The sequence below is a fragment of the Vibrio sp. B1FIG11 genome (assembly GCF_905175335.1).
GTDB classification, from domain to species: Bacteria; Pseudomonadota; Gammaproteobacteria; order Enterobacterales; family Vibrionaceae; genus Vibrio; species Vibrio campbellii.
This window is the reverse complement of record NZ_HG992751.1, coordinates 1164591-1191104: the sequence shown is the minus strand read 5'-3', so window position 1 is coordinate 1191104 and position 26514 is coordinate 1164591. Positions and strand designations below refer to the sequence as shown.

The window sequence follows — 26514 nt, the reverse complement described above, 5'->3', positions numbered from 1 at the left end:
CTATTACCCACCCAAGATGCTCTTCAACATGTTGACGCACATGTCATAAGGCACAGACTCTTTCATGCGCTGCTGCAAGTATTCGTCCAGTTTTGGCTTGAGGGTAAATGCGCCATCGATAGCAGGGTCAGTCCCCGGTTTATAAGCGCCAATCGACACCAAATCTTGGTTTTTGCGGCAAATCGACAATACCTGACGTACCGCTTTCGACATCAACACGTGCTCTTCTGTGGTGATTTGTGGCATAACACGGCTCACCGATTTCTCGACATCGATGGCTGGGTAGTGACCTGCATCCGCCATTTCACGAGACAAGACAATGTGACCATCAAGGATCGCACGTGATGCATCGGCGATCGGATCTTGCAGATCGTCACCTTCGGTCAGAACGGTAAAGAACGCAGTGATCGAACCTTGATCATCGCCACCGTTACCCGCTCGCTCTACCAACGCTGGCAGTTTAGCAAATACCGAAGGCGGGTAACCTTTGGTAGCAGGCGGCTCACCCACAGACAATGCAATTTCACGCTGTGCTTGAGCAAAACGCGTCAAAGAGTCCATCAGTAGAAGAACATCTAGTCCTTGGTCACGGAAGTATTCCGCAATCGTCAGTGCAGTTTGGCAGCCCTTCAAGCGCATCAAAGGTGAAGCATCGGCAGGTGCAGCCACCACCACAGAACGGCGGCGTCCGTCTTCACCCAAAATTTCTTCGATGAATTCTTTTACTTCGCGTCCACGTTCACCAATCAGACCAACGACAACAACTTGCGCCGTCGTGCCTCGCGTCATCATGCCAAGGGTGACCGATTTACCCACACCAGAACCGGCAAACAGACCGATACGCTGACCTTTACCCACCGTCAACAAGCCGTTGATGGCTTTTAAGCCCACATCAAGTGGCTCAGAAATGGGCTTACGCGCTAGTGGGTTAATTGGCTCAGCATTGAACGAAGCACGGTGATCGGTATAAAGCGGGCCAAGGCCATCCAGTGGATTACCCACACCGTCAATCACACGCCCAAGTAGCTCCATACCAACGGGCAAACCCGCCTCACTGGTCAACGGCGTCACTTTCGCGCCCGGTAAGATGCCCGTGATCTGCTCACTCGGCATCAAGAAAAGGTTATCACCAGAAAAACCCACCACTTCCGCTTCCATATGACCGGACATGGTTTCGACCAAACACAAACTGCCAATCGGAGCACGACAACCTGTCGCTTCCAAGGTTAAGCCAACAACGCGAACAAGCTTGCCTGAAGCAACCGGACGCGTGGTCAACCCTTCAACTTTGTAGTTCTTTAAACGGTCAGCCAAGGCTTGCATGGATTATTCGCTCCCTTGATGGCGATTTGCGCCACAGAAGCTGTTCAGCACGCTTTTCACGCGCTCTTCCATGCGGTAGTTAATGCTCGATTCGCCAGCAGCAATTTGCACATCACCGCGATTTAATGCAGGCTCTGCAACCAATGTCCAATTACGACAATCAAGCTCTTCTTCGCCGTATGCGGAGCGAATGATCGCCACATCGTCTGGGTTCAGGTGCAAAGTAATTGGATGGCCAGAAATTGGCAGCGCTTCGACAGATTGTTTTACAGTATCGAGAATAATTTGAGGGTTGGTTTGCACTTCCACATGCACAACTTCTTTAACTAGGCACAGCACCATGTCCACCAGCTGCTTTTCAACCTGAGCGTTCATCAGCTCCAAAGGTTGAGCGAACTGGTTTGCCAAGTTCATAAAGCTTTCCACCTGTTGCTGAATGTACTCTTGCCCAGCGGTAACACCTTCCGCTTTTCCGAGTTCGAGACCTTCTGCATGACCAGCTTGAATACCTTCTTCCTTGCCTTTGTCGTAACCTTGCTTGAAGCCCGCTTCTTGACCTTGATACAGACCTTCTTGATAAGCACCTTGCTTGATCAACTCAATCTGTTCTTCTGTCAACTCAAGAACTTGCTCTTCTTCTGGTTCGTCAAAGTTTGGTACCCAACCTGGATCGTAGTTAAACGCAGTTTGTTTGGCTTGCTTTGCTTTCGGCTCACCGTAATCAGGCAAACCCCAGCGTTGAGGTTCGATCATCGCATCGTCTTCATCAGGACGGATAAATCCACGTTTTCTATCGCCAGCCATGCTTAACCTACAATCTGTCTATGTTGAAATTGATTTTGAAAATAAAGTGCTTTGAAAAAGTGCATTACTACAGAAGTGCGCTCCTCCCGCCTAAACAGGAGGAACAAGAAAGGATTATAAGAACTCGTCTGCGCCGCCAGACAGCATGATTTCGCCAGCGTCTGCCATACGACGAGCAATCGCCAAGATTTCTTTCTGCGCCGCTTCTACGTCTGCTACGCGAACCGGAGGCATTGCTTCGATATCGTCGCGCATCATCTCAGCGGCACGTTTAGACATGTTCTTGAACACTTTCTCACGTAGAGAATCGTCGGCACCTTTAAGTGCTCTTTGCAGAACGTCTTGAGGAACGTCACGCAGCAATTTCTGAATACCTTGGTCGTCCACTTCCACCAAGTTCTCGAATACGAACATAAGATCTTGGATTTGTGTCGCCATGTCTTCGTCTTGGTCGCGAATCTGCTCCATCAAAATACCTTCGACGTTGTTGTCTAGGTAGTTCATGATTTCTGCTGCTGCCTTCAGGCCGCCAATCTTCGCCGCTTGTGCACCCGCTTGACCCGCGAACTGCTTCTCCATAATTTCGTTCAGCTCTGCCAGTGCTGATGGCTGAACTTCTTCTAGGTTGGCAATACGCATCATCAGATCCAGACGCACACGCTCTGGGAACTGAGAAAGGATTTCTGCCGATTGGTCCGCTTCCAAGTACGAAAGTACGATGGTTTGGATTTGAGGGTGTTCGTTGACAATGATGCTTGCCACTTGGCGAGGATCCATCCACTTCAGTGAATCCAGACCTTTCGAGCCAGTACCCAATAGGATTTGGTCAACCAAGTTGTTTGCTTTGTCCTCACCCAGAGCAGCCACCAGCGCATTACGCATAAAGTCTTCGCTGCCCATACCGATGTTGGTGTATTTCTGGATGTCTTCTAGAAACGCGCGATGCACACCAGACACTTTGTCTTGGCTTAGGTCTTTCGCTCGCGCCATTGCGCTACCCACACGCTGAACCTGTTTTGGTTCTAGGTGACGGATGATGCCAGCCGCGTCGTTTTCGTTCAGGCTCAGCAGCAAAATCGCCGCTTTCTCTTCGCCTGTCATGCTAGAGACATCAAACTCCGCTGGCAAACCTGCGCCGTTTTCATCTTGAGGTACGATATCGTTAGCCATTTTCGTTCATCCAGTTTTTCACAACTTGAGCAGCAAGCTCTGGCTCGTTTGCCACCAGAGCACGTACTGCTTTGAGTACATCTTCATCTTTGTGAAGGTTAGGCAGATCAATGCTTGAACCAAACTCAAACAGTTCACCGCTTTCGATGTCGCTACCAATCAAGCTGGTTTCGCCATCCGCACCAATTGGCAAGCCATCTGGTCCGTACATTTCGTCTTCGTCGCCACTTGCTGGGTTGAGCAATTTCTTCATTGCAGGGCGAACCAGAACCAAGATAACCACGATGATCACTAGCGCACTTGCAAACCAACGAACCCAATCGTTGAAGTTTGGATGTTCCCAAATAGGTGGATCAACCATTTGCTCAAGCTCTGGCTCAGCAAACTTCACACTCAGTACATTGAGCAAGTCACCGCGGTTCTCATCAAAGCCAACGGTACCGATCAGCACCTGGCGAATCGCGTTGATTTCAGATTCTGATAGCGGCGTGTACGTCACCTCACCCGTATCTGGGTTTACGGTGCGACGGTCTTTGATCGCTACCGAAACGGTCTGACGAGCCAACGTGCCGGTTTGCTTGCGTTCATGACTGATGGTGGTATCAAGCTCGAAGTTACGCGTCGATTCTTTACGTACTGAGCCTTGACCAGTCAATGTGCCGTCTTTCATCTGCGCCACATCTTGAGGAATAGACGCATCCGCTGGCGGTTGGTTACTCAATGCACCTGGAATGCCCGCAACCATGTTGCCGTTGTTGTAATCTTCCAGCGCATATTCACTGCGCGTAGACGGCGTATTCGGATCGAAGTTTTTACGAGTTTGCTCGACGGTGCTGAAATCCATCTGGATATCTACTTGAGCGGTGTAGTTACCAAAACCTAGAATAGGCAGAAGTACTGAATCAATCTTTTCGCGCAGCGCTTGCTCTTGGCTGCGTTCTAGCTCTTGCTCTTTACGACGCGCAGCAGATGCTGGGTCTTGGGAGCCTGAGCTCAGTAGACGACCGTGTTGATCGGTTACCGTAATACGAGAAGTCTTCATTCCCGGAACAGCACTCGCCACCATATCAACGATGGAATCCACTTCTTGTTGTTTCAGGTTTGCGCCTGTAGAGAGCGTCAAAAATACCGAAGCAGACGCTTCTTGGTTGTGACGAACAAACACACTGTGTTTTGGTAGAGCGAGAAGAACACGCGCTTTACGCACCTGCTTCATCTCTTCGATGGCTTGTGCAAGTTGACGTTCACGGCTGAGTTTCAAACGCTCTTGTTCCAAGCGCTGTGATACACCAAAGCCCATGTCTTGCAGCAGAATGTCATCGCCCGCCGCTGTTGCTTGGTTGACACCTGCACGCACCATGCCTAGCTTAATCGAGTTGTAATCACTCGATTCAACCGAAATGGTATTGCCATCTAGCTTGTAATTGATTTTTTGCTGGTCGAGGTAATCCAGCACAGGGATCAGTTCTTCCGTTTCGTATGCACCAAGTGGGCGCATTTCCGGCTCTTTCACCCAGAAGAACAGCATCACGATCAACGCAACACAGATAGAGATAGACAGCACTAATACAACCTGACGAAGTAAATCGAGGTCGCCCACTGCCATATCGAATTTTGACGCACTGCGCTCTTCAAGATCTGGGTTTTGGCTTTCCACATCCAGATCTGAGCCAGCAATCAGTGCACCATCAGCGCCGCCATCAGTGACGGTTAAATCTGTAGACTTTTCTGCCACACTTATTACCTAAATTACACTGGCATGTTCATGAGATCCTTGTAGGACTCAACGAGCTTATTACGGATTTGAACAGTGGCGTCGAAGGCAACACTGGACTTGTTACGAGCAATCATAACGTCAGAAAGGGAAACATCGGCATCACCACGGTCGAAGCGCGTTTGCAGATCGCCCGATGCTTTTTGAAGTGAGTTTACGTTATTGATGGCTTTTGTTAGGAGATCGCCAAAATCTGCCCCAACTTTCGCACCCGTTGCGGTAGGCGCGGTGTTGGTCGCTTCTACCATCATGGCGCGCATTTCTGCTTGAATACCATCAACTTTCATTGTCACCTCTAAGCCAAAAGTTTGACTATTAACTAAAACTGATTATTGACACAGCAATTAATGTGCCATAAGACAAATAGTGCCGTAGTGTACCCACACTTTTGTCCTATGGCTATTGATGTGGAGACTAAGCCGGAATATCGATACCAGCGTCACGCATTTTGGCGAGTTTGTAGCGCAAAGTACGCGGACTGATGCCCAGTTTCTCTGCCATTTCTTTACGGCGACCGTTACACTCGATCAAGGTTTCCAAAATGATCGCGTATTCTTGATCGCGCAGTTCACCGCCGAGACCTTCGCCACCAGCGGCAACACGGTTGATTGATTCAACTTGTGCTACAGGCTTAACGTCGGGCACCAAGACTTCAGCGTTTTGAACCACAGATTGCAAGCTGCTCGCATCTTGCCAATCTACACCTTCCAGCAAAATGTGTTCTGCATCAATGTCACCGTTTTCGCTCAAAATCAGAGCACGTTGAACCACGTTATCCAGCTCACGAACGTTACCCGGCCAAGGGTATTGAAGCAGCTTATCTAACGCGACTTGAGAGAACTTCGGCACAGGCATGCCCATCTTGCTGCAATGACGTTCTGCTAAGTGCTGAGCCAATGGCGAGATGTCACCTTTACGTTCACACAGTGCAGGCCATGAGATTGGGAAAACATTCAAGCGGTAGTACAAATCTTCACGGAAGTTGCCTTCCGACACATACTGCTTAAGGTCACGGTTACTGGTTGCCAATACACGTACATCCAGTTTGATGCTCTTACGACTGCCCAAACGCTCCACTTCACGCTCTTGAAGAACGCGCAGCAGTTTCGCTTGTAGGTTTAGGTCCATCTCACTGATTTCATCCAGCAAATAGTACCGCCTTGGGCTTGTTCGAATTTACCCGGACACGCTTGTACCGCGCCAGTAAATGCACCTTTCTCGTAACCAAATAGTGTCGCTTCCAGCATGTTGTCTGGAATCGCTGCACAGTTGATCGCAACAAAAGGGCCGTCTTTACGGTTTGAAGCGTTGTGAATGTAGCGAGACATGACTTCTTTGCCCGAGCCGCTTGGGCCCAAGATCATCACGTTAGCATCGGTGCGCGCCACTTTGTCAGCCAAAGCCAATAGACGCAGACTCTTCTCGTCTGCTACGACTGCATCACCATTGTCATCACTTTTGATTGGTGCGTAACGACTCACCATGTTGAGCAAAACTTCTGGTGCAAATGGCTTCGCCATGTAATCAATCGCACCTTCTTTCATTGCCGACACAGCGTCTTCAATGTTTGCGTAAGCCGTCATAAGAAGAACTGGCATGTTTGGCCAATTCTGTTTGATATTGCGTAGCAGAGCCAAACCGCCCATGCCTGCCATTTGCACGTCAGAAACCACAATGTCTACCGCGTTCGACTTCAGCTTAACCAACGCGTCTTCCGCACAATCGGCTTCTAACCACTCGTACCCTGCCAGAGCCAGAGTATCCACTAGGGCTTCACGAAGACCTTCATCGTCTTCTACGATCAGCACTTTGCTTTGCGCCATTATGATTCTCCAGTAATTGTTATCGACAAAAGCTACTTACTGCGCTTCTGCTTGCACTCGCTCTAGCGGAATGCACATGGTAAAGCAGGCTCCATCACCCTGCTCTGAAATAAGTTCCAATCGGCCGTCATGGGCACGGCAAACCATTTGAACCACAGCGAGCCCTAACCCGGTTCCTTGAGAACGCGTGGTAAAGAATGGCTCCATAATTTTTGCTTGCAGTTCTTTTGGTACACCCGGACCGCTGTCTTGCACAGAAATGCGCAATTCACCGTTCACAGGGCGGAAAAAGACATCTATCTGCGATTCCTTTCCTGACATCTGAATCGCGTTCATCACTAAGTTACTCAGTGCTGAAGCAATGGCGTTAGCGTTGCCTAACAGCTCAGTGTGTTCTTCTTCCACTTCTAGGAAGTAGTCAATGTTGTTGTTCTTCAGCGCGGTTTCGACCATTGGCTGATATTCAGCAACTAACTGAGAAATGTTAAAAGGCTTAATGACTTTATTATCACCACCTTTAGCAAAAAGCAGCATATCATTAACCTGCTTTTCCAAATCGTGCAGTCGATCCATTAATTTGCTTTGAAATCTATCTTTTGTCGCCGGAGGGAGATTTGGTGCTGCTAAATTAGATGCATACAACATGGCGCTCGATAATGGTGTTCTGACTTGGTGTGCCAAAGACGCCACCATACGGCCTAACGATGACAAACGTTGTAAGTCACTCACGCGAGATTGCAGTAAACGCGTTTCCGTTAGATCGGTGATCAAAATGAGTTGGCCAGTCGCCGATGCCGAGATCGCTAGACGAACTTTACGACCATTGCGCAGTGAGACTTCATGACCATCATCTTCGCGCGGATCAAACACCGCTTGGATGATGTTGAACCATTTCTCGTCGACCAGTGGAATTTCAAGAATGCGGTGCGCCTCTGGGTTGGCTTCACGCACCACACCGTGGGTATCTAGTAAGATCACACCAGCGGGCATCACGTCCAAAACCTGCTTATAACGCTCTACTTGATTCTCTACTGAGTCTAAATGGGATTGGTTGGTGTTATTGTCCATTCACTGCCTGTCGAAATATCGCCATTTAAATACTAAAACAGCTTGGCAAGCAATTAGCGTACCAAGCTGTTTTCTATATTTATCATAGCGTTATGTCATCGACAAGAAGTTGACACTAAGAAATGTGCGGTTTTATTGTCAGAAAAGATAACAAGTTGCCTGAGATTCAACCGCTTTAACGCCAGGGTGACCCTAGCGTTGAAGGTTGTACTTGCGCATTTTCTCAACCAGTGTTGTGCGTCGCATCCCTAGCATATCTGCAGCTCTTGCTACCACACCACCCTGTGCTTCAAGCGCTTGGCTGATCATGTTGACTTCCATATCCGCAAGCAGCTCTTTCAAGTTCACCCCTTCTGGTGGCAATCCTTGAGGTGCATTCATGTTGTGGTCCAGATCGTTCTGCTCATCAAAGCTGAAGTTCTCAGAGAAGATATCTTGGAACACATCGCGTTCTTGCTCTTCCACAGAGGTGAATGGGTTACCTTCTGGCTGGAATTCTGGGATATCGCTGTAACGGTATTTGGTGGGTAAGTGATTCACGTCCACTAGGCTATTCGGGTACAGGATCACCATACGCTCAACAAGGTTAGCAAGCTCGCGGACGTTACCCGGCCAGTTATGCTCCATCAATGAGTTGATTGCACGAGGTGTGAAGCAAATTGGTTGCCCGCCTTCTGCTTCCAAACGCGTCATTAGCTCTTGTAGCAACAAAGGGATGTCTTGCTTACGCGCTTTTAGCGCTGGCATTTCAATTGGGAAGACATTCAAACGGTAGAAAAGATCTTCACGGAATGTGCCATCGTCGATCATCCCTTCTAGGTTTCGGTGTGTTGCTGCTACCACTCGAACGTTCACCTTGATCGTCGTATTACCACCAACACGCTCGAAGCAACGCTCTTGCAGTACACGCAATAACTTCACTTGCATCGACATCGGCATATCGCCAATTTCATCAAGGAAGATAGTGCCACCCTCAGCCAGTTCAAAACGGCCTTTACGCGCTGTTAAAGCGCCAGTAAATGCGCCTTTTTCGTGACCAAACAGTTCACTTTCTAATAGTTCTGGGGGAATGGCGCCACAGTTGATAGGCACAAACGGACCATTGCGGTAAGCAGAATGGTAATGAATGTTTCGTGCTACCACTTCTTTACCTGTACCAGATTCACCCAAGATAAGTACGTTTGCTTCAGTACCTGATACTTGTTCGATCAAATGACGAACTTCTTGAATGCCTCGGCTTTGGCCGACAAGGCTACGGAAAAGCGTGTTTTTGCGTGCGCTTGCTACCACGTTTACGCCTTTACGACCAAGGAAGTCTTTGCAATGACGTAACGCTTCGCTAAGTTGCGGGTAGTTGAGCGGTTGCTCTAATTCACCGACAAAGTTTGGCAAATCATCAACGGGCAATGGGAAAGAGCCCATGACGAGAAGTGGGATATGGTACGCTTCGTTGAGGTGAGCCATCACCGCCGTCGCAGAATGACCCGCAGAGATGTTACCGACAATGCAGCCTGACCAAACGGCTGACCAGTCAACATCGCCTAGCTGATCAGAACTGACCGCTTCGCAACTTTCTCCAACAAATTCCAATATATTGCTTATATTCAAACGACTTGGTGCATCGTCATCGATTACAAGCAGCTTTGCCAAACCTTGCATAAGTAAGAATGATTGCCTTTATTATGGGGTTGTTGCGGCCAGACCTTGATTTGCGCAATTGAGTGTTAGAAAGTGGGGACCACTCTCAATTAGCGATAGACAAAATAGGAAAATCAGCAACAAAAAAAGCAACTTAGGGCCACTAATGACTTCTATTTTATTTGAATAAAAAAATAAGGCAACCAAGCAATAAAGAGGTGTGAGCTCTATTGTAACTTTATCTAACTCATTTCTATGCAATTTGGCACAATACCCTACTCATTAAGTAAGGTATAGTTTTATCGATTAAATGCCGACTTCTGCTGCCGTTAGGTTGTGGAACTCAGTAGGAATCTGGTCCCAAGCCGATTTGATTTCGCGAATAATATCAATAACATCATCAATTGGTTGAGGATCATTCTGGTGGTTCGCAGCCGAGATCTGAGTGATCATAAATTCGTAAAGTGAATCTAAGTTTGAAGCAATGTCACCACCATCTTCCATAGATAGACAGCTACGCAGTGCGATGATGATGTCCAACGCCTTACCCAAGCGTTCACCTTTTGCAGGAATGTTGCCTGCTTGCATTGCTGCTTTACCTTGGATCAGACGCTCAATTGCACCTGCCATTAGCATTTGAATGACTTTGTGCGGAGACGCCGCACTCAGCTGGCTATCGACTGATACCTTTTTGTATGCTTGCAAAGAACCGCGCATAGTATTCCTCTTTTATATAAATTTTTTGTACTGCTGAAGCGAACGTTGACCATAACGGAACTTGTGAAGCTCTTTACCGACGTTAGTGGTTTCGTTTTGCATCAGCTCAACAATACTTTTGGTACGAGTGAGCAAGTCTTGCCACTCTGCTTCCTGCTTCACCAATGGATTGTTCTCAACAATGGACAGCAGGTTTTGCAATAACCGTTCCCTGATATCGACCAAGTGAAGGATTTCTTCAGTATTAAAGTCGACTTTTTCCAGCTCTTGCGTAATTAGTTGATCAATATCACTAATTTCTATGAGTGCATCTTTCATCTATTGGCCCAACGCGTTCATCAGCGCCCCGAGTTGGCCCTGCATCTTACCCGTTGCATCTTGCATCGCGGCGAACTTAGCGTGAGTACGCTTCTCTAAACTGTCCATGCGGCGATCTAATGCCGCTTGGTCGTCTCCAAGGCGGTAGTTTTGTTCAGTTAGGCTCTTCTCTCGCGTACGGATGCTACCCGTAAAACCGGTAATGCCTTGGATTGCGTCTTCAACGCGTTTCGCGAAACCTGTGTTACCGCCAAAGAACTTCTCCAACTCGTTAAAGTTGTTGTTCAATTGGCGATCCAACATGTCATAGTTGATTTCTAACGTACCTTGACGTGTAGTGGTGATACCGAACTCAGTCAAGGATTTCAGATCTTCCGGTGCTTTCTCTATCGAGGTTGAAAAGACCGATTTCAAACGTGCATCAGCGTTACGTACCGTACTGTCACCCGCTAACGGTCCTTTCTGGCCTGTCGTCGGGTCGACACTGGCAAGTGCTTTAGAGGTTTGATAGAACGAGTTGTACGCGGAAACGAAGTTTTCAATATCTGACCGTACACTCTGGCGATCATACTCAACGCCAATCTCAGCCGGGGGCTTACCCAGTTCCGATTTGCCCTTCAGCGTCAGGTTCACCCCCTCAATGGCGTCTTCAATCACGTTGTTGTGGCTCGAAAGCTGTGCAACACCATCAAGCATCACTTGTGAATCCTGCCCCGCTTGCACTTCAGTCATGCCTGAATACACTTCAAAGGCTTTTTGTGCTTCTGCGATCTTAGCCTCTGCAACGTCGATTTTCTCAAGACGCTCACGCTCTTCTGGCTCTAGTTTAGCGCGATGGATTTGCTTCGCTTGTTCTTCCGTCAGCTCACCACGAGCCACCTTTTGGTCAAGCTCTTGCTTTTCATCGGCAATCTTTTGCTCAATTTCCGCTTTCTCTTGTTCGAGCTGTTGTTTAGCTTCTTTGGTTGTGACGTAAGAGTCAGTCAGCGTACCTGAGGCTGCATTGTTCCAGCCCGGAACGTCTGGTGCTTTCGCGATGGCTTCTTCATCCAGCTCTAATTCTGGCGGACGGTAAGAATCGAGAAGTGTGCCTGAAGCGGTTTCTGTCCAACCGGGGATGCTGTCTTGCGGACGCATACCCGCTCGTTTATTGGCAGCATCAATTGCTTCTTGCCCTGCCTTCGCCGCAGCGGCACCCGCTGCAGAGATCGGTTCGTCCGTTGCGCCATCTTGCGCATTCTCTGCCGCTTTTTGTTCTTCAGGAGGTATAGGATTTCCGTCTGCATCCACCTGTTCAGGTTGGTCTGCATCGGTGTTTGACTCTGGTTCTTTAAGGGGGCCAAGTACGGCTTCTGCCGCTTCACGAGCTTCTTCAAGCGCGTTCACTCGGTCTTCCAGAGTTTTGTATTCGAAATGTTTCAGAGGATTGCCGGCTTCGGCATCCACACTGACTTTAATTTGATGGTCCTTGCCCGATAGATTCGAAGCAAGGATCAAACGCGGCCCTTCTACGTCGTTAATAACGGAAGCACGTACGCCAGGGTTATCCTTAGCGCCGTTAATTCCACGAACGACATCAACTAGCTTAGAGCTAGAACGGACATTAACGTCGAAGGTGTCATCACCAAGAGAAATCTGCAGCTTACCAGCGCCAAACTTGGCGTCTTCTGGCAAAACGTCAGAAGCCACTTTATGGCTCTGTGCAAGCTGCAACACATCGATAGCATACTTACCGGCTATAGCGTCTGTTGTTGCGGTCGCGGATACGACTGCGTCGTCCGTTGTCTCTACAGAACGAACGGCAAACGCCTTCTCCTGACGAAAGTTCGTCATGAGATTCTTCATCGTATCCAACGATTCTCTGAGTCGCCCATAGGCACTGATGCTGGCGTCAATTGTCGCGCGCTCGTTGTCGATGCGTTGCTGCTTTGGCACACGCTCGGCATCTACAATTTTGCTGACCATGGAATTGATATCCATGCCGCCAGACATCCCCAAAGGGCCTAAACTCATCAAATCACCTCAAAAACGACTTACACCTTTTCAACTAACAAACCGCGGTTAGCTGTGTGCTCAGCTAGGCGACGCAATACCACGAGCATTTCTTCATCAGGGATCTGACGAATTACATCACCGGTTGTGGCTTCGTAAATCGTCACAACGTCTCGGCCCGATTCTTCATCGACTCGAAACGCTACCCCTTTATTCATGGCGCTCACAAATTCATTCATTTGCTCGACCATTTTTTCGCGTTCTTCTTTGTTCAGCTCTTGGCGAGATTCCGCCATTTCAATAGCAGCTTGAACAGAGAGTTCGCGTTCGGCATCGTTCGGTTTTTCAACGGGAACGGTGCCGTTAGAACTTGCTGTGCTAGGCGTGCCTATGCCATTTTCTTTAGCAACTTTTGTGCCACTCGGTGTGCCGTAAGGCTGGATGTTCGACGTGTAGGAGGATATTTCCATTACAATCTCCCTTCCACCTTATGAGCTAACGATTAGGTCTATCGCTTTGGTGATGGTATCACTAGGCTGAGTCGACCCAATTAGCCCAACAAGCTTAGCGCTGCAGATGGTGACTGCTTCGCTTGTGCCAGGATTGAAGTACTTGCTTGTTGAAGGATTTGCGACTTAGTCATTGCTGTCGTTTCCTTCGCGTAGTCAGTATCTTTAATACGGCTGTTAGACGCGTTAACGTTCTCGTTAATGTTGTCTAGGTTGCTGATAGCGTGGTTGAAACGGTTTTGGAATGCACCAAGAGACGCACGTTGGCTGTCTACTGATTTTAGTGCGCCGTCAATGATCGCTACTGCTTCTTGAGAGCCTGCAACTGTGGTTACGTCGATGTCTTTAACCGTTACGTCTTTTGCATCGCCGAAGCCGATTTCACCCGCTAGGTTGCCAGAGAACTCTACATCGCCTGTTACTTTTTGAGTAGCAGCGAATACTTGTAGCTTGCCATCTTCACCAACAGATGCTTTTACATCTTCGCTTTGACCGTTGATGTAAGTTGCTAGCTGCTCGATATCATCGCCTTGTTTCGCGTTGATAGTCAGCTCTTTCTCTTCACCTTGCTTGTTGGTGTAAGTCATCTTAAGTTCAGTGTTATCACCTACTGCCCAAGATGCATCTTTGCCATCTTCTGCTGAGTAGCTCTTACCGCCCATTGCAGAAGTATCAGAACGTAGGTTACCCATAGAAAGCATTACTGCTTCACCAGAGTCCGCACCGATTTGGAAAGATTGAGTACCGTAAGTACCGTTAAGAAGCTTGTTACCACCAAATGAAGTTGTTTCAGCGATACGGTTTAGTTCGTCGTTAAGTGCTGTTACTTCTTCTTGAATCGCTACACGCTCAGAACGCGAGTTTGAACCGTTCGCAGATTGAAGCGATAGGTCACGCATACGTTGTAGGATGTTGGTAGATTCATTCATTGCACCTTCAGCAACCTGTGCAATAGAAATACCGTCGTTCGCGTTTTTCACAGCCATGTCTAGACCACGGCTCTGTGCGTTCAAACGGTTAGAAATCTGTAGACCTGCAGCATCATCTTTCGCGCTATTGATTTTATAACCCGAAGACAAACGCTCCATTGATTTTTGTTGACCTTCAGCCGCTTGGTTTAGGTAACGCTGTGCGGTCATCGCAGAAACGTTAGTATTAACGTTAATCGCCATAGTTGATCTCCTTAAGGCTTTAGTTGATGTACCGTCGTGTCTCTCACCTCACTTAGGTACATCTCATTTCTCTCAGTCCCTTTAACGGCGGCCTATAAATATCCTTTAGGAGAAATTTTCAATTTTTTGCGATTAATTTCTTTGGCTTACTGAAGTGTGATGCATCTCTAATATTGTAACTAGAAGTAACTCAAGCTTGTCCAAACCTCAAAAATAGACATAAAAAAACCCAGCCGAAGCTGGGTTTACTCGCTCATCTCTCACCACGAGCCAATGGGGTTCTCGCCTTAGGTTATTAACCTAGTAGGCTTAGCGCTGAGTTCGGCGCTTGTTTCGCTTGCGCAAGGATAGAACTTGACGCTTGCGATAGAATTTGTGACTTAGTCATTTGAGTCGTTTCTTTCGCGAAGTCAGTATCTTTAATACGGCTCTTCGACGCGTTCACGTTCTCGTTGATGTTATCCAAGTTGCTGATTGCGTGGTTGAAACGGTTTTGGAAAGCACCCAGCTCTGCACGGTGGCTGTCTACGTATTTCAGTGCCGCATCGATGATAGCCACAGATTCTTGCGCGCCACCTACAGAAGTCACGTCGATAGTATCAACCGTTACGTTATTGCCGTCGCTTAGACCTAGCTCACCAGATAGGCCGCCTGAGAATTCAACGTCACCTTCAACTTTGTTGTTGCCCGCAAACACTTGCAGTTTGCCGTCTTGGTCTACTGACGCTTTTACTAGGTCAGTTTGACCGTTGATGTAAGTCGCAAGCTCTTCGATATCGTCACCCGCTTTTGCGCTGATGTTGATTTCTTGCTCTTGACCAAAGCTGTCCGTCAGGCTGATTTTCAGGTCGTTTTTGCCTTCTTCAACGTTCCAGTTTTTGTCTTTGCCGTTTTCAGCTTGGTAGCTCACGCCGCCCATCATTTGGTTGTCAGAGCGCATGTCTTTTAGGTTCAGCATTACCGCTTCGCCGTTATCTGCACCGATTTGGAAAGACTGAGTACCGTAAGTACCGTTTAGAAGCTTGTTACCACCGAAAGAGGTCGTTTCAGCGATACGGTTTAGTTCATCGTTCAGCGCTGTTACTTCTTCTTGAATCGCAACACGTTCTGCTTTTGAGTTAGAACCGTTTGCTGATTGAAGAGACAGGTCACGCATACGTTGTAGGATGTTAGTGGTCTCGTTCATTGCACCTTCAGCAGTTTGTGCAATAGAGATACCGTCGTTCGCGTTACGAACAGCCACATCCAGGCCACGGCTTTGTACGTTCAAGCGGTTCGAGATTTGAAGACCCGCAGCGTCATCTTTCGCGCTGTTGATTTTGAAACCTGAAGACAAACGCTCCATAGAAGTTTGTTGTGCTGAGTTTGCGTTGTTTAGGTAACGCTGAGCGGTCATCGCTGATACGTTTGTGTTTACATTCACTGCCATGGTGATTTCTCCAATTGATTTTCCGATGTAGCGGTTTCCGACGTCTCGGAAAACCAAGTAGTTCTCTCAAAGTTACTTTTATTAACGGCGCACGCCCTGTTTTCTTTAGAAAAAATTTTAGATTTTTTTGAAAATAATTCGTTTGGAGGGGTAATCGTGACGAAGCGGATAAAAAAGCAAAAAAACTTTCATTTTTCGCTAAAGCTTCTTTTCGAATTGTCGATAAAGGCTGATTTTGCGTTGAATTCGTGTGGTACGAATCATTAACCAAGCAGCGTCAAAGCAAGGTTTGGCGCTTGTTTTGCTTGTGCCAGGATAGAAGTGCTGACTTGTTGTAAGATCTGCTGCTTCACCATTTGCGTGGTTTCTTTGGCGTAGTCAGTATCTTGGATACGGCTGTTCGAAGCCGCTAGGTTTTCATGGATATTATCCAGATTATTGATCGCGTGATTAAAGCGGTTTTGATACGCACCTAACTCAGCACGATGGCTATCAACGTACTTCATCGCAGTATCTAGGACAGCCACAGCTTGTTGCGCACCACCGACAGACGTAATGTCGATATTATCAACCGCATCGTAACCTTTTAGCTGCAACCCAAGTTCACTCGCTAAGTCACCTGAAAACGATAAAGTGCCTGAAGTTTCTTCTCCAGCCATAAATAGCTGTAACTGGCCGTCTTCGTTGACAGAGGCCGTGACTTTGTCAGTTTGACCATTGATATAAGTCGCAAGCTCTTCGATATCATCGCCAGCTTTAGCATTAATTTGAATGGTTTCCGTCTCACCAAAACGATTAGTAAATGACATGCTAAGCTCATTCGCACCGTCTTTTACTTGCCAATCAGAGTTTGCGCGTCCGTTTGCAATGTAACTAAAGCCGCCCATATCAATGCCATCACTGCGCATCGACTTTAATTCAACTTGCACAGCTTCACCTGACGCTGCACCAATTTGAAATGCCGACTTACCAAAGCTGCCATTCAGAAGTTTACGCCCCCCAAAGGAGGTGGTTTCGGCAATGCGGTTTAGCTCATCGTTCAGTGCCGTCACTTCTTCTTGCAATGCAGTGCGTTCCGCTTTGCTGTTTGAACCGTTAGCAGACTGGAGCGACAAATCACGCATACGTTGCATGATATTGGTCACTTCATTCATTGCCCCTTCTGCGGTTTGCATGATGGAAATGCCGTCGTTCGCGTTACGCACAGCAACATCTAAACCACGCATTTGCGACTGTAAGCGGTTGGAGATTTGCAGACCCGCAGCGTCATCCTTTGCACTGTTAATACGCTTCCCTGAAGACAAACGCTCCATGGATTGGTTCAGCATGTCAGTTGCACTGGTCAAATGACGCTGTGCGACAAGTGCTGCCACATTGGTATTAACGGTGATCGCCACAAATAAAGGTCCTGAAATTAAGGCTTTGAATACTTATCGACCAAATTGAAGAAAGGTTTAGTGTTTTATTGAAAAAGAGATCGGGGTACACATTTCAGGATGGGACAACAAATAGCAAAAAGCCTAGTGATGGCACACTAGGCTTTGCATTTATGAGCAATGGCGACTCAGATTATTTTCTTACTTCACTGCTTGAGTTGGCCGCAAGAGTAACTGTCACATAACTCACTCGTTGTCCATTAACGAGCTTGTGCTCAGCAGGAACAGACTGCCCATCAACAATAAGCGTCGGGTAATCGCCATAGAACCACACTTCCCACTCTAAGCTTTGCTTTGAAGTGTTAGTAAGCTTAGAGCGATTCAAACCATCATGACGCAAGGTTAGTTCATGCTCTCCCATTGGAAGCTGCTCGACTTGCAGCCAGTCGATATCGGTCGTTAGATGTGACGCGGTTATGACTCGGTGGTTTGCCGCATCAGGTTTGATGCCCATCAAGCCCTCAATGGTATTCGAGATAAAGGTAAAGGAGATTTCTGGATAATCACCATTTGTACCTTGAGTTGGACGCTCATGTGGCTCGTCTTTAATATCCATGATGTACTGCATCCACTTCCACGCTTCCGCATTGCGGTTGTAAGGGAAGTAGGTTTCTGGGATATAAGTGTAAGCCTCAATGTTGTATGGCGCTTCCGGCGTACTGCCTATCCCATCGCCAAGGTTTTCAGCAATGAAGTCTAAATAGCGGTCGTTACGCTCTCCGGGCTCGGTAATCAACTTCATTGGCATAAACCAGCTGTTTTCTTTGCCGAAGTCATTCATTCGGAAGCCATCACGCTGAACGATATTCACGTAATTGTCCTGCGGTTTATTTGGATCCACGATACTCCATTCTTTATTAAAGTAAGTTTTAAGCTGCTGCGCTTTCTCTTGCCATACTGCGGCCTCACTGTATTCTTCGCGAGCTTCTAGCATCGCTGCATACGCGACCGTTGCTTGGTATTGTGAACCGATACCATCCCCGGCTTCGATTGGGAATTCACCACGTTCATTGTAAGTTGCTGAGCCTTCAAAAATACCACCATAACCTTCGGCAATGCCGTTAGGGTCTTGATCATCATGAAGCGCGATATAGTCCGTCAAAACTTTGGTGTAGAAACGCCATAAATCTGGGTCTTTGATGTAGCGCTCATCTCCTGTCCACTGGTACTGTTTCCAGGCTTTTTCTACGAACTCAAATTGAGCAGGTACTTCACGAACAAACCAGCTGTCGTCTTTGTAATCAATAGTGTGCGGGGTACCATCAAAGTTAACCGCCCACAAGGTATACCACTTTCTTGATTCCGTAGAATGCTTCGCGAAGGTCTTAAACATCGAAAAGTTTTCGATATCCAAGCCAGCAATCTTGGCGCCGCTCGCTTGATGAAGGAAGTCACGGGAATAGAAAGCAGTACGGTCAAAATAGCCCGCCCAATAAGATGGGATGTAATCAGCCGTGCCATCGCCATCATTATTGTTCTCATCACGATTAACCAGATCATGCTGCCCCGTCATAACGAAGCGACGTGTCTTATCAATCGCCCACTCAAAGGAATCTTGCAGTTTTTGGTTGGAAGACGTGACCACGACCTGTTTCTCTTTTTCTATCGCCGTAAACGTCCATTTGTCTTGCTTGCCCGCTTCATCGGTTACGATCACTTCAACAGGCTGAGTAAAATCCACCACATCACCACTCTCAAGATTTGAACGGCTTTGTTCCGAGATCAAAAGGTTGCTTATCTTGATAGCACTCAGGTCCGTACCATATGGAACATGGAACGAGAGTGTATGTTGGTTTTTATCAATGCTGGAGACGCCCTCCTGCTGCTCGGCTTTAAATTGGATGATTTGATTGAAGCTAAGTGGCTTGTTCTTATTGCTCTTGACCAAGGAAACACTATCGACACTCACCCCACCCTGTGCAGAGCCAGAGAACCACACTTTCAGCATTTCACCTTTCTCTAAAGGAATGTGCTTTAGCTGAGTGCGTTTATATTTGTCACTTGGTTTAACAAATGCTTTCACCAGTACTTCATCTGTTAAGTTACTCAACCCGATAAAAGCATCACTCGCGGGGCTAATAAGATAAGCAGACAAATCATAATATCCGGTTTCAGGGACAGTGATCACCTGACTGATATGGTGGTTTTGTCCTTGGGCGATACGGCCTCGGTATTCCCCCTCATGGACACGGTCACTTTTGATATTTGCGAACCAATAGCTCCAACCTAATCCTTTATTTTCAAAGGTTGGGTTGGTGATCAGATTTTCGTTTTGATGTGCGTAGGCTCCAGCGGATAGTGTGATGGCACACGCTACGGCAGAAGCAAGGACGTTAAGTTTCATACTGTTCTCTTTATTGGAATTGAATCGTTGTTATTAGAGGTCTTTGATGCAGTCAGCATAAGCCACAAGCTTACGCTGACTGTTTAGGATTAGAGTGCTTCTGCCGGCTCGGCAGGTTTGCGCGTAAGATCTTTTGGCGTCTCTTGCGCAGTAATATGGTCGTACTTCTCCGTCAGATGATCTTGAATCTCCTGATGATAAGCGCCGTTGAGTTTGTAGAAGCGGAAGTACACTACTAAAGCGATGGCAAAGAAGAACGCAGGCAAGCCGACCATGATGCATTGCATACCAAATACTGTGTCTGGGCTCTGCTCCATGTTTGGAACATAGTCCACCGCAGTTAACGCGATACCGATGAAGAAGGCCGCAAAAGCAGAACCCGCTTTCACCACCAGCGTTTGAACTGAGTACGCGATACTCTCACAGCGTGAACCTAGCTTGTATTCACCATAGTCCACCGTATCCGCCACCATAATGACGTTCAGCACCCAGAACAACGCCGTACCGATCTGCAATAACACACCCGCAGTAGAGATCAGCAAGATGCTTTGTTTGTCGTACATGCCAACATAGATAAGGACTGCACTGCCTAAGATTGGGAAGCTCGATGCGCACGCCCATAAAACTCGACGAGAAAACATTTGAGCCAGTTTAGGGAAAAGAACCAGAGTAATTAGATTAGCAATACCAGCATACGCCATGTAGTAAGGGAAAAGCTCCTCATTACCGACCACATAGGTGAAGTAATACACCGCAAAGGCTGTGATGATGTTCGTGGCCAAGTTGTATGACAGTGCCATACAAAGCACGCTCGTTAACTGGTCATTTTTGTAGATAAGAGAGAGGAGTTTCTTCAGTGAGACTTTTTCTTCAGGTTTTGAAGTATCCAGTTTGTCCGTCGAATAGCGCTCTTTAACGTTACGTAGTGTGATGTAAGTTGAGACAAGGAAACAACCAATAAGTAGCAGTGCGAACACTTGGAACCCAAAGCCTTTGTCGTCGCCGCCAACATAGTTCACGAATGGCATTGCGATAGCTGCCGTCACAATCCATGCAAGACTGGCGAAGAATCGAGGGTATGGAACCAGCTCTTCACGCTCGCGCTTGTCTAGTGTCAGTGTTGGAACCAGTGACCAGAAAGGGATATCCATTAAGGTGTAGGTCATGCCCCACAAAATGTAAGTCACTGCAGCATAAGCAAGCAGCCATGGTCCCTCGATGTGATGCGCACTAAACAACATCAACAACACGACCGAGTTGGTAATGGTACCGATCAAAATCCAAGGCTTAAATTTGCCCCAGCGAGAGCGTGTGTTATTCACGATCCAGCCCATAATCGGGTCGTTGACCGCATCCCAAATACGCGCCACCAAAAAGATGGTTCCCACTGCGGCAGCCGAGATACCAACAACATCGGTGTAGTAGAACATCAGATACATGTAAACGATGGTGATAGCGAAGTCTTTACCAAATGCGCCAAAGCCGTAGCTTAGCTTGGTATTCATAGAGATACTCATTTGTTGCTCCTTACGCCTCCTCATCGAGAAGGCGCAGTATATTCACGTTATTGTCGTTTTTTATTGATATTGATTTTGTGATTCTGGATTTACTGATGCACCCACGCTGGCAACCAGCCTTCATGTGCCTCAATCAAGTCATCGACTAGTGCATAAATCTCTTCCAATCCGAGTACAGCAGCGGTGTGAGGGTCAAGCATGGCTGCGTGATAAATGCGATCGCGGTTTTCCGTCAAGATGGCTTCTGTCAGAAGGGTTTGAACGTTAATGTTGGTCTGCATTAATGCCGCCAAGTGATTTGGTAAGCGTCCTGCTTTGATAGGTTGAATGCCGTTTGCGTCCACCAAACAAGCCACTTCCACACAACAACCTTGTGGCAAGTTGTCAATTAACGCTTCGTTCTTCACGTTGCCGTAGATAACACTCGGCGTGCCTGTCCAAATCGAGTTCATGATGGTACTCGCGTATTCATGTGACTCTTTGACGGTGATTTGATCCGCGTTTTTGAAGTCTTCGAGGTCTTTTTTCCAGTCAGCAATTTGTTCTACACAGCGTTTAGGATATTCATCCAATGGCACTTTATAACGTTCAATCAAATCTGGGCGATTTGGTTTGATGAAATATGGTGTGTATTCAGAAAAATGTTCTGAAGATTCAGTCACAAAGTAACCCAACTTCTTAAACATCTCGTAGCGGACTAAGTTAGTACAACGGCCATTGTGGTGCAGACCCGGCTTCGGCGCTTTACCAGATTCAAATGCTGCCAACAGATCAGGGTAGATATCAACATACTCTCCTTGCTCATTTTTCTTTTCGAGCGTCAGGTAGTAAGCCATGTGGTTAATGCCCGCACAGGTATAACGAAGGTCTGAATATTCGATATCAAGGTCGCGAGCCAGCTCTTCCGCCGTGCCTTGCACTGAATGGCACAAACCCACTTGTTTGATATGCGGGTATTTCTCGTACATTGCCCAAGTGTTCATCGCCATTGGGTTAACGTAGTTGAGCATAGTGGCATTTGGACACACTTCCGTCATGTCTTCACACACGCTCCAAAGGTGAGGAATCGTGCGCAATGAACGCATAATGCCGCCAGGGCCTAACGTGTCAGCGATGGTTTGTTCCAAACCGTGACGCTTACAAACCTCAAAGTCCGTCACAGTACATGGCTCATACCCACCGATTTGGAACGCGATGACGACAAAGTCTGCACCTTGCAGTGCTTCTTTTTGGTTTAAGTGGCAAGTGATCGTGCCCGTAGCACCCGATGATTCCATCAGCTTACTCACTACAAGGTGCGATTCCTCTAAACGGATTTCATCAATATCCATCAAGGCAATTTGCGCCCCTTTGAAGGCCGGTTTGTGGAATACATCACCAAGAATGTTCTTCACAAAAATCGTAGAACCCGCACCGATGAATGTGATTTTAGGGCTTTTCATAGTTGAATCCTTTTTGCTTTCATACTTTTGTTTCGATGCATTCAAGTTACACCTGTCGCAAGACCGAATTCGTCTCAGATAAACCAATCACTCTCCTGTTTCCTAATATTTAAAATCAACCAATAAAAAATCTTAGGAAATGGGACATTTTTGTTTAAATCACGGATAAAAGAGAGGAAACCTAACGATGAGCCCAGCGGACACAACGATTTAAGTCACATAATAAAATCTTATAAAACGGAGTAGTCCGTGTTTTTGAGGCTGTTCTGAGTTTTGCTCTAGCAGATTTGCTACAAGGGAGTTATACAGTTTCCTAAGAGGTGGGTGATGTCTAAGTTAGAGTCCGATGCACTGAAAGTGGTCATTCAGGATAAATATTCCTCCGACAATGTCTCGGTGAGCCCTCTGTCGTTGTACTCATCTTATGAAAATATCGATATTGAGCTCAGGCCGCCCCACTCTATGCCGGGTTATCACTGGCACGGACAAGTAGAGGTAAACATTCCTTTCGGGGATGATGTCGAGTACATCATTAACGGCAGTCCAATAGTGGTGAAAGCAGGCTCGATAGGATTGTTTTGGGCGTCGGTGCCTCATAGGCTCACCGACCCGGGCAAGAGTCATAATATGGGGATCATCAATATTCCGATTCACCACTTTATGTCTTGGACGCTAAATCGAGACTTCGTCAATCAGATCACTCATGGCTGTGTATTGCAGTCCAGTTCGAATGCATTGGTCAGTGAATTTGAGTTAGCGCGTTGGACAGAAGAAATTAGTCACCCTTCAGAAAGCCGTCAGCAATTAGCGATAGATGAAATCGGACTCATGTTAAAGCGAATGTGCCTTGATGGCTGGGAGCAACTGGTCATCAATCGACAAGAGAAGTCGACCAAAAAAGGCGTCTCCAAACACTCGCAGTTTTACGTCAGTCAGATGCTGGAATACATTGCCACCCACCATAACCAGCCGATTACGGTCAAAGACATCGCAGAGCATATTGGGCTGCATACCAATTATGCGATGAACGTATTCCAACGAACCATGCAGATGACCATCAAACAATACATAACGGCGATGCGGATTAACCACGCCAGAGCACTGCTGAGTGATACCGACCGGACAATATTGGACATTGCCTTAACGGTAGGTTTTAACTCGAGTAGCCGTTTCTATGAGACTTTTCAGAATTATATTGGTGTGACACCAACGCAATATCGTAAGAAGTCACGCGAAGATCATCGCTGGAGCAGCCACAGCACCAGCCCACTTTACGAACTAGAGAAAGGCGCCATTGATGGCAAAAGACCGCTGACGGTCAGTTAGTCTTATCAGGCAAGAATGAAGGGAAACAAAAAAGGCAGATCACTCTGCCTTTTTAACCATTGGAGGGTTAGCGAAGAATTACTTAATCGCCAATTCCGCTAGCATTTCTTGTGATGGAGCGAAAAAGTACGCGCCTGTTACCGCTTTAGTGAAACGAAGCAGTTGGTCAGTCTTACCATCTGTCACACCGTACATGCTTTCAAGCATCACTTTGATGTTGTGGATAGTGTTGCAGTAAGAGATGAACAGCAGACCATGTGCACCAGTCGCTGTGCCGTATGGCAAGCTGTGGCGAACGATCTTAAGACCTTTACCTTCTTCTTTAATGTCTACGCGACCTACGTGAGAAGCAGCTGGAACGTCTTCTAGCTCGATAGAGTCTGGTTTAGTACGGCCAATGACTTTCTCTTGAGCAGAGACATTCAAACGGTTCCATGCAGGAAGGTTGTGCTCAAAGCGTTGAACCATCACGTAGCTACCACCAGCGAAAGCGCCGTCTTTGATCAATGCAACGTCAGCACGCGCATCACCTTTCGGGTTCTCTGTGCCATCTACGAAATCCGTCATGTCACGAGCATCTAGGTAACGGTAACCGTAAGTTTCGTCGACGACTGTTACATCTTCTGCTGTATCCACTAGGAATTTACGCAGTACATAGAAGTGCAAATCGTGACGAGTTGAGTGGCAGTGAATCAGTACATCAACATCAGATGCAGGCGCAATCACGTCGCCTTCACCTAGCTCAGGGAAGTCGATCAACTCTTCTGGCATTTGCATGTTTAGGTGCTGCCAAAAAGACTTAGTGAATGCAATAGAAATCGTTAGGTCTGCACCTGGTTGACTCGCATTTAGCTCATTTACTAGCTCAGGTAGCGCTTTCAGTTTCGCCAGTACGTTTTCACGGTTTTGGTTCACCTTTAACTGAGTGTAAAGTGCAAATGGTCCTGCTTCAGGCACAATCGCCGTTTGAGCTTGTGACATTGAGATATCCTCTTTATTGCCCCGTACGGGAAATTTTTGTTCTTAATTTTTTGATGGCTGTTCTTCTCTGTGCTCAACTTGTGGCACGTTGAAGCAGTCTTTCACCCATCTTCCATTTAGAAGATAGATCATAAACCAAGTTAACAGGGTAATTGTGAGCGCGTTCGCCCAGTTGAATACGCCATGTTCGAGGTAGACATGATACATGGTCTGAGCCAATTGAATACCGCACAAGATCAAAGTCATAGCGCGACCATGTCGGGTAATTTGATTCACCCAGCCTCTGTCAGGATGACGCAAGCCCATCAACCACATCAGCAACAGGCTAGGAATACCCATCGATAGTCCGAGGTATAACGTATTAGAGTCGGGATAAACAATCGATAGTATCTTGCTACCGCTGTCTCTACTTACTCCAGCCATGGCAAACACCACCCAAGAGCGTGCTAGGAACATCCAACCTAGCCATAACATAATTGGCGCTTTCAAAAATCCATGAGCGTCGTACTGATCAAATGAGTAACGCACAATATCGTCTTCTTAGTTTCATAAAAACGCCACTTTAACCGATCGCTTAAGAGTTGCAACCCAGCAAAGATGAGAACTAAAGTTCATTTCGTCATCTTACGCAGGTAAACTAAGTTAAGATTTACAGTGACGTCGATAAAAAAGCATGAAAAAGAAAAACACAGCAGCACCCGCTCCTTCTCAAGAAACCCAAACTGAAGCAATGAAAATTGCCAAATCAACCCAAAAGCCTGGGCAAACCAAAGAGCAGACGAAACTGATCGCTCAGGGGATTGAAAAAGGCATCGCTCAGTACAAGAAACAGCAGAAGGAACGTAATCGACAAGCCGATAAAGCGAAGAAAAAACAACAGAGAGAAAAACAGCGTCAACGTGATGACGTCGTTGAACAAGAATCAATAAATATTGAAGCACCAACGAGCAAACCAGCTGTATTACCTTGGGCACTATTGGTTCTGAGCTGGATTGGTTTTGTGGCTTACATCGTGATGGGGAAATAATATGCAACGTTATGTGATGATAGGAAGCATCGCACTAGCTTTGATGGGCTGTTCGTCACCATCTACGCTACCAACAGCATCAAGTAATGGCGTTCAGATTCGCTTTGATAGCCAGTTCAATCCGGAGCAATGCGAGTATTTAGGTGAAGTCACGGGCAGCGAAGGTCACTGGTACAGTTACTTGTTCTACACCAACGATGCCATGATGCATGGTGCGATGGCCGATTTGAAAAACAACGCCGCTTTGCTCGAGGCCGACACCGTTTACATGGTCTCCCCACAAGACTTTGTGACTTCTTTCAGCGTACTAGGTACTGCCTACCGCTGCCAATAAGCGTTTTCCAGACGTAAAAAAAGCCAGCAATTGCTGGCTTATGCACGAAATCCAAGACTGCTAGCAATATCTCCCTCTCGCTCAAGAACCCATTGACTGTCAAAAGGTCCCCAATCCGAAAGTTGGTAATAGCCGTCGTTATGACGTCGGCCATCTTGAACGAAGATGAGTTCGATGCCGATCCCCGGTAATGCCTTGAGTACATCTTGAATAGTACGACGAGGCCACCCCGTTCTTTCGATCAATTTTGGTACATTTGGCCTTTCTAGGTTTTCCACCAACAAGGCCAAATATAGCCGCCTTGCAAAAACAGGACTCAATTCCATTGACACCTCCTAAAATTGTGCTGATTCATTATTTCTTTTTTGCT

At 47.1% G+C, this 26514-nt stretch carries 23 protein-coding genes and 1 pseudogene; 3 read left to right on the top strand and 21 right to left on the bottom strand.

The annotated features are described in order from the left end of the window. Positions 1-3: 3 nt before the first annotated feature. The 18 genes and pseudogenes from fliI to KHO06_RS05320 form a co-directional block, all read right to left on the bottom strand. Entirely contained in the window at positions 4-1323 is a 1320-nt protein-coding gene (fliI, locus tag KHO06_RS05405; protein WP_005433019.1) for a flagellar protein export ATPase FliI, read from the bottom strand. 3 nt (positions 1324-1326) lie between these two features. After that, positions 1327-2127, bottom strand: coding sequence for a flagellar assembly protein FliH (gene fliH / locus KHO06_RS05400; RefSeq protein WP_212582212.1), 801 nt, complete (start codon positions 2125-2127; stop codon positions 1327-1329). Positions 2128-2241: 114 nt separating this feature from the next. Further along, positions 2242-3297, bottom strand: coding sequence for a flagellar motor switch protein FliG (gene fliG / locus KHO06_RS05395; RefSeq protein WP_005433061.1), 1056 nt, complete (start codon positions 3295-3297; stop codon positions 2242-2244). Next, a complete protein-coding gene (gene fliF / locus KHO06_RS05390) occupies positions 3290-5038 on the bottom strand; it encodes a flagellar basal-body MS-ring/collar protein FliF (protein WP_038892770.1) in 1749 nt (582 codons plus the stop codon). The genes fliG and fliF overlap by 8 nt, the downstream gene beginning before the upstream one ends. An 8-nt stretch (positions 5039-5046) precedes the next feature. Continuing rightward, complete coding sequence (gene fliE / locus KHO06_RS05385; protein ID WP_012128639.1) at positions 5047-5358, bottom strand: flagellar hook-basal body complex protein FliE; 312 nt, start codon at positions 5356-5358, stop codon at positions 5047-5049. Between the two features lie 127 nt (positions 5359-5485). Continuing rightward, positions 5486-6894 (bottom strand): annotated as a pseudogene (locus tag KHO06_RS05380) (sigma-54 dependent transcriptional regulator). Positions 6895-6930: 36 nt separating this feature from the next. After that, complete coding sequence (locus KHO06_RS05375) at positions 6931-7962, bottom strand: ATP-binding protein (protein ID WP_005433015.1); 1032 nt, start codon at positions 7960-7962, stop codon at positions 6931-6933. A 192-nt stretch (positions 7963-8154) separates the two neighbouring features. Then, positions 8155-9621 carry a sigma-54 dependent transcriptional regulator gene (locus tag KHO06_RS05370; protein ID WP_005433062.1) on the bottom strand — a complete coding sequence of 489 codons (1467 nt, stop codon included), beginning with the start codon at positions 9619-9621 and terminating at the stop codon, positions 8155-8157. Between the two features lie 285 nt (positions 9622-9906). Beyond that, the gene (gene fliS, locus KHO06_RS05365) at positions 9907-10317 is read right to left on the bottom strand and encodes a flagellar export chaperone FliS (protein ID WP_005433081.1); all 411 of its coding nucleotides are present in this window, start codon (positions 10315-10317) and stop codon (positions 9907-9909) included. Between the two features lie 12 nt (positions 10318-10329). After that, positions 10330-10635, bottom strand: a complete 306-nt coding sequence (locus tag KHO06_RS05360) for a flagellar protein FliT (protein WP_005531053.1) — start codon at positions 10633-10635, stop codon at positions 10330-10332. Continuing rightward, on the bottom strand, positions 10636-12648 hold the full coding sequence (fliD, locus tag KHO06_RS05355) for a flagellar filament capping protein FliD (protein ID WP_005433055.1): 2013 nt from the start codon (positions 12646-12648) through the stop codon (positions 10636-10638). 20 nt (positions 12649-12668) lie between these two features. Then, positions 12669-13097: a flagellar protein FlaG gene (flaG, locus tag KHO06_RS05350; RefSeq protein ID WP_010643439.1), complete on the bottom strand. Its 429-nt coding sequence runs from the start codon at positions 13095-13097 to the stop codon at positions 12669-12671. An 80-nt stretch (positions 13098-13177) separates the two neighbouring features. Then, positions 13178-14308 (bottom strand): flagellin, encoded by a 1131-nt coding sequence (locus KHO06_RS05345; RefSeq protein ID WP_005531042.1) that lies wholly within the window; start codon positions 14306-14308, stop codon positions 13178-13180. A gap of 295 nt (positions 14309-14603) precedes the next feature. Beyond that, positions 14604-15737: a flagellin gene (locus KHO06_RS05340; protein ID WP_005425615.1), complete on the bottom strand. Its 1134-nt coding sequence runs from the start codon at positions 15735-15737 to the stop codon at positions 14604-14606. A gap of 263 nt (positions 15738-16000) precedes the next feature. Next, positions 16001-17134 carry a flagellin gene (locus tag KHO06_RS05335; protein ID WP_005433027.1) on the bottom strand — a complete coding sequence of 378 codons (1134 nt, stop codon included), beginning with the start codon at positions 17132-17134 and terminating at the stop codon, positions 16001-16003. 172 nt (positions 17135-17306) lie between these two features. Further along, on the bottom strand, positions 17307-19517 hold the full coding sequence (locus tag KHO06_RS05330; RefSeq protein WP_212582211.1) for a hypothetical protein: 2211 nt from the start codon (positions 19515-19517) through the stop codon (positions 17307-17309). An 89-nt stretch (positions 19518-19606) separates the two neighbouring features. Then, positions 19607-21034 carry a melibiose:sodium transporter MelB gene (melB, locus tag KHO06_RS05325; protein WP_045453739.1) on the bottom strand — a complete coding sequence of 476 codons (1428 nt, stop codon included), beginning with the start codon at positions 21032-21034 and terminating at the stop codon, positions 19607-19609. 89 nt (positions 21035-21123) lie between these two features. After that, the gene (locus KHO06_RS05320; protein WP_045400490.1) at positions 21124-22476 is read right to left on the bottom strand and encodes an alpha-glucosidase/alpha-galactosidase; all 1353 of its coding nucleotides are present in this window, start codon (positions 22474-22476) and stop codon (positions 21124-21126) included. 327 nt (positions 22477-22803) lie between these two features. Here KHO06_RS05320 and melR point away from each other — a divergent pair, with 327 nt between their 5' ends. After that, complete coding sequence (gene melR, locus KHO06_RS05315; RefSeq protein ID WP_212582210.1) at positions 22804-23802, top strand: transcriptional regulator MelR; 999 nt, start codon at positions 22804-22806, stop codon at positions 23800-23802. A 78-nt stretch (positions 23803-23880) separates the two neighbouring features. On the opposite strand, the gene KHO06_RS05310 is transcribed toward melR, so the two are convergent. Next, positions 23881-24783, bottom strand: a complete 903-nt coding sequence (locus tag KHO06_RS05310; protein ID WP_010449646.1) for a Dyp-type peroxidase — start codon at positions 24781-24783, stop codon at positions 23881-23883. Between the two features lie 42 nt (positions 24784-24825). After that, a complete protein-coding gene (locus tag KHO06_RS05305) occupies positions 24826-25311 on the bottom strand; it encodes a DUF2919 domain-containing protein (RefSeq protein WP_050905836.1) in 486 nt (161 codons plus the stop codon). A 145-nt stretch (positions 25312-25456) separates the two neighbouring features. On the opposite strand from KHO06_RS05305, the gene KHO06_RS05300 reads away from it, so the two are divergent. Both KHO06_RS05300 and KHO06_RS05295 read left to right on the top strand, forming a co-directional pair. Next, positions 25457-25810 (top strand): DUF2956 domain-containing protein, encoded by a 354-nt coding sequence (locus KHO06_RS05300; RefSeq protein WP_212582209.1) that lies wholly within the window; start codon positions 25457-25459, stop codon positions 25808-25810. Position 25811: 1 nt separating this feature from the next. Next, positions 25812-26144, top strand: coding sequence for a DUF4156 domain-containing protein (locus KHO06_RS05295; RefSeq protein ID WP_045421707.1), 333 nt, complete (start codon positions 25812-25814; stop codon positions 26142-26144). A 38-nt stretch (positions 26145-26182) separates the two neighbouring features. Here the strand turns inward: KHO06_RS05295 and KHO06_RS05290 are convergent, their stop codons facing one another. After that, positions 26183-26470, bottom strand: a complete 288-nt coding sequence (locus KHO06_RS05290) for a helix-turn-helix domain-containing protein (protein ID WP_005445349.1) — start codon at positions 26468-26470, stop codon at positions 26183-26185. Between the last annotated feature and the right edge of the window lie 44 nt (positions 26471-26514).